This window comes from Marinobacterium lacunae, assembly GCF_000705555.1.
Taxonomy (GTDB): Bacteria; Pseudomonadota; Gammaproteobacteria; order Pseudomonadales; family Balneatricaceae; genus Marinobacterium_D; species Marinobacterium_D lacunae.
In genome coordinates this window covers 1-3941 of record NZ_JMQN01000035.1, presented here as the reverse complement: position 1 = coordinate 3941, position 3941 = coordinate 1, and the positions used below count along the sequence as shown (strand labels likewise).

The 3941-nt window shown below is 42.0% G+C and carries 5 protein-coding genes; all 5 read right to left on the bottom strand.

The window, feature by feature from the left end; genetic code table 11:
• Positions 1 to 612: 612 nt before the first annotated feature.
• Positions 613 to 978, bottom strand: a complete 366-nt coding sequence (locus tag ADIMK_RS21700; protein ID WP_231517041.1) for a GNAT family N-acetyltransferase — start codon at positions 976 to 978, stop codon at positions 613 to 615.
• A gap of 133 nt (positions 979 to 1111) precedes the next feature.
• Positions 1112 to 1414, bottom strand: a complete 303-nt coding sequence (locus ADIMK_RS11120; RefSeq protein ID WP_036187869.1) for a hypothetical protein — start codon at positions 1412 to 1414, stop codon at positions 1112 to 1114.
• Positions 1415 to 1879: 465 nt separating this feature from the next.
• Complete coding sequence (locus tag ADIMK_RS11115; RefSeq protein WP_036187866.1) at positions 1880 to 2272, bottom strand: hypothetical protein; 393 nt, start codon at positions 2270 to 2272, stop codon at positions 1880 to 1882.
• Position 2273: 1 nt separating this feature from the next.
• Positions 2274 to 3242, bottom strand: a complete 969-nt coding sequence (locus tag ADIMK_RS11110) for a hypothetical protein (RefSeq protein ID WP_036187864.1) — start codon at positions 3240 to 3242, stop codon at positions 2274 to 2276.
• A 91-nt stretch (positions 3243 to 3333) separates the two neighbouring features.
• The gene (locus ADIMK_RS11105) at positions 3334 to 3903 is read right to left on the bottom strand and encodes a hypothetical protein (RefSeq protein WP_036187861.1); all 570 of its coding nucleotides are present in this window, start codon (positions 3901 to 3903) and stop codon (positions 3334 to 3336) included.
• Positions 3904 to 3941: the final 38 nt, after the last annotated feature.

The window sequence follows — 3941 nt, the reverse complement described above, 5'->3', positions numbered from 1 at the left end:
ATCTTACACCTCCTCGTCAGGCGTAAACCTAACTATAGAAGGTGTCTACTGTTCGTGGGTAACTCGGGAGCCTAACGCCCCGCTAAACGGCGAGCGTTAGCGAGTCCGGTGGAGGCCACGCTTTTTGTGGCCGGAACGTATTTGAGCGGCTTGTTATGCGTGGCCCTACAAAAATGTATGTACATTATCTTTGCCTACATGAACTACTTTTTTATTTGGCCCGATTTCTATAGCAAGCTGCACGTCAGTTGAGCCCATGCCTAGGACATAAGAGCCATCATTTGCTAATGCTTGGTAGACGCCAATTGAATCATCAAATTTGCACTGCTTAACTGGAACTGACCAGCTAGATTTATACTCTTCGCAAGTAAAGAAAGTGTATGGTGTATTTGTGTCTGATAGATATTTCTTTACTTGCTCTTCGGAAGCTCCAACGGTAACTAAGGGCTGCAATTTATCGTACGTAGTTGCACAGCCAGTGGCCAAGAGCACGAAAATTATTAGGCAAAATGTACTCATATTATTTACGCATAACGCCCCGCTAAACGGCGAGCGTTAGCGAGTCCGGTGGAGGCCACGCTTTTTGTGGCCGGAACGTATTTGAGCGGTTTGTTATGCATTTTTTAGACTCTTAATAAAACACACAATACGTTCGGTTTCAGTAAAACCCATGTGCTTATGTATTGATATACTCGCCACATTAGTAAGATCGGTATCGCTCGCCAACTCTGAATAACCACGAGAACAAGCCCATTGTTCGGCCTTTTGGATTAAAGCCTTACCAACTCCTTCACCTCTTTTTTCTGGATCAACTAGCCAAGCTTCTATATATGGCACTTTTGACCTTCTGCTTCCTTCGGCAAAGTTCCTTACATTTATTTCTGATCGATGATCGTCATTAGTATTTGGCCAAAGCTCGGTTCTTAACTTTGACCAAGTTTCCGCGTCTTTTATTTCAGCTTCTCGGATATTAATCATTTATATTGCATAACGCCGCCAGCAACGGCAGGCTTGTGATTGTGACTTTTGTGCAATAATGGCGAAGCCACGCACATAAGGCGCAAGCGCAAGACTGTCCAAGGAGCGAAGCGACTGATGTTGCCTGGCCTTGTTAGGTGTTTTTGCCTTTAAGTAAGCCAAGTTCATAAAATGTTTTATCAAAATCTCTTAATCGCTCATTTTCAGGGTAGCTGTACTCTGCTTGCATTAATACATCACGCCAATCTACTTGAGCGAGTTTTACTTTCTCGTGAAAAGTTGAAACATCGCCATTAGATAAATAAACAATAGCCCTTATTATTCTATTGCTTATCATGCCCTTTGTTTTGGCATCGAGAACTTTTAATTCTTCGTGGACTTCGTTGGCTCTTTCACCGAAGTCGTTCTCGATTTTTTGGTATATGTCTAACGCCATTTGACACCTAACTCCGCACACAGGGGCCGGCAAATAAGCGCAGCGTTTTGACGGTCCCAGCGACCAACGGGAGCGACTGCTGTGCCTTGTTATGAAAGCCTATTCCTGCACAGGGCTAATTTAAAAAGGATAAGGACTGATAGTTTTGAATCATTTCACTCTCCTTGTTTGATTTGCCCCATGCCAACAGGCACGCTACCGCCAAGCCTGATATGCCAACACATGGCACCAGGATTGGTTTTCCATTGTTGAAGTGACTGAGAAAAGAGAGATGAACTCCATTTCGCAAAGCACTCCATTGCTTCTTTAACTTACTTACTTTCCGACCACCTCGACGAGGCGGCACGGACTATTAAATTTACTGTCCAAATTACCCTTGGCACCGTTCGATGACCAAAGGCAGATTGGATTTCATAACGCTCGGCACACCGGCCGAGCGTAGCGCGGTCCGCGTGCTGCCGCTTGTTAGTTTTCGTCTCTTCTTTCCTTGGGAACATAATTCCAGTGCCTCTCCTTATAGAGAGCCCCCATTAATGCGCCAAACTTACCAATGCTCACTTGATCCTGTTGTGCTACTTCGACGATTGAATCGTCATAAACAGCTTCAGGTCGAGCAACCAAAATAAATGCTCCTTCCCTGATGCTGTCGGGCCTTTGAAAATAATCATCTAGGGAGTATTCATACTCGTCAGACAAATGAACAATCACCTCGCTAAGCCCATCCGATCTCCTGATCAAATAGATGTAGTGTTCATCTGTTTGGCTGTTATCAATGCGCTCCCAAGACAGCACTTTGGCGTGTTTTTTGAGTGCACTCTCAAGATATTGGGGTATTGTGTAATGCAGATTTCTACCCAAGCTAGATCACCTTTTCAGATTTGTATATTTTCTCTAAAAACCTACCAAAGCTCTGAGCCTCTCGCTCCGAGAACACCTTTAAATGCAATGAGAGGGAGAAATCCTTCTCAAAGGCATTTTTCAGTTCCTTTGATATTTGAGCGAACTCCCTTATTTCTTCAATATCAACAAGGTTGTTTTTTATGATCACATCTACATCAGTATTTTCTTGTCCATAGAGAGCGCTTCCGAAGATGTATACAGATTCAACTTTATCTAGATATTGAGAAAGAGATTTCTTCAGCCACTCCTCATATTTCCCCATGTTATTACCATTTGACTTGGAATACTTAAAAATCAAATCCGCAAAACTCAATGGAAATTGATCATTGCTGTAGTCAAAGTTTGGGTTAGAACAGTGTTTTTTAAATGCTTCAATATGTGATTTCATCTTGCTTACAATCGGAGCTTCATCCTTCGCAAGCACTTTTACTCTGTTCAATATATTTAGTATCTCATCGTTGTTAGGTACGATCTGTTCCCTTTTTAGCTGCTCCCATACTTCATAGTCTTGCCTTAAATCATCTACAATTCCGCTTTCAGAATTAGGCCCAAATGCGGTAAATACTCGGCGATTTTCGTCCATCAGAGGCCTAAGATCCTTTGCTGCGTGTTGCAAAGACTTATACCTTTGAACAGTGCCAGGCTGACTATTGATCATTCTCATAATGAATATGATGATCGATGAAAATATCATCACTGAACCGATGACAATGAAAATTACATCGGTACCCGAACTAAGGGACAACTTCACATAAGTTCCACCTGAAACCACTTCTAAGGTGGAGCATAGCTGTATGATTCGCTGATACCCGGCAAGAAGCACTCCCCCAGAGAGCAAAGCCCAAATAAATTTGGAATCAAAATTCGGATTCAAAATCCGATTGAGCTTTTCAAGTGCAATCCCTTTAAGAGTTAATTCTTGTCTCATATGCATCCTAGAAAACTAACGCCTGCATTTGGGGCCGGAGCACGTAGTGCGGAGGTCCCAGCCCACGAAGTGGGCGAACAACATGCACTTGTTAGCTTGATTTTAGTTGATCTATTCTCGAATCTATTGCTTGTTGAAGCTCGCTATAACCAGCAAACCATGTTATCCGAGAGTTTTCTTCAAAGTGGTATCGCCATTTTTCGAATGCCTCGGATGAGTTGGCTATAAGTTTATGGGGTTCCCATGCGAATTGTACTTTGCAATGTTCGTTTATTGCCTTAGCGCCAAGCTTGTGCATTTCCGATTTTTTAGTTATCTCTTTTATTTTAGATCTAATATGAGTCTTCGATTCTTCACTGACAGATTCATAGAGATTCATCAACTTATGACCTCTTTGAAAACCTGATTTTTCTATTGCAAGTAGGAGTTTGATTTTTAATTCCAGGCTGAATGATGCCATAGTTATATATGCATCGATCAAATCAACATTTGGTTTAAATTTACTGCTTGCGTCAATAACACAAAAAACTTCTTCTCCTTTCTTTACAATCGTTGGGAAAAAGCTTGGTTTGTAAACGCCGTTCCCAACTATGGAATCTACTATTGTCACTGTTGCCATATGATGACTAAGGGCAGTTTTCTCTAATTTATCAATATTCACTTTCTACCTTCTGAAGTGGTCCTACCCACAAAAAGTAG

Bases quoted from the DNA above. Each gene is read 5' to 3' on its own strand.
- ADIMK_RS21700 (WP_231517041.1), bottom strand. From the start codon at position 978: ATGATTAATATCCGAGAAGCTGAAATAAAAGACGCGGAAACTTGGTCA.
- ADIMK_RS11120 (WP_036187869.1), bottom strand. From the start codon at position 1,414: ATGGCGTTAGACATATACCAAAAAATCGAGAACGACTTCGGTGAAAGA.
- ADIMK_RS11110 (WP_036187864.1), bottom strand. From the start codon at position 3,242: ATGAGACAAGAATTAACTCTTAAAGGGATTGCACTTGAAAAGCTCAAT.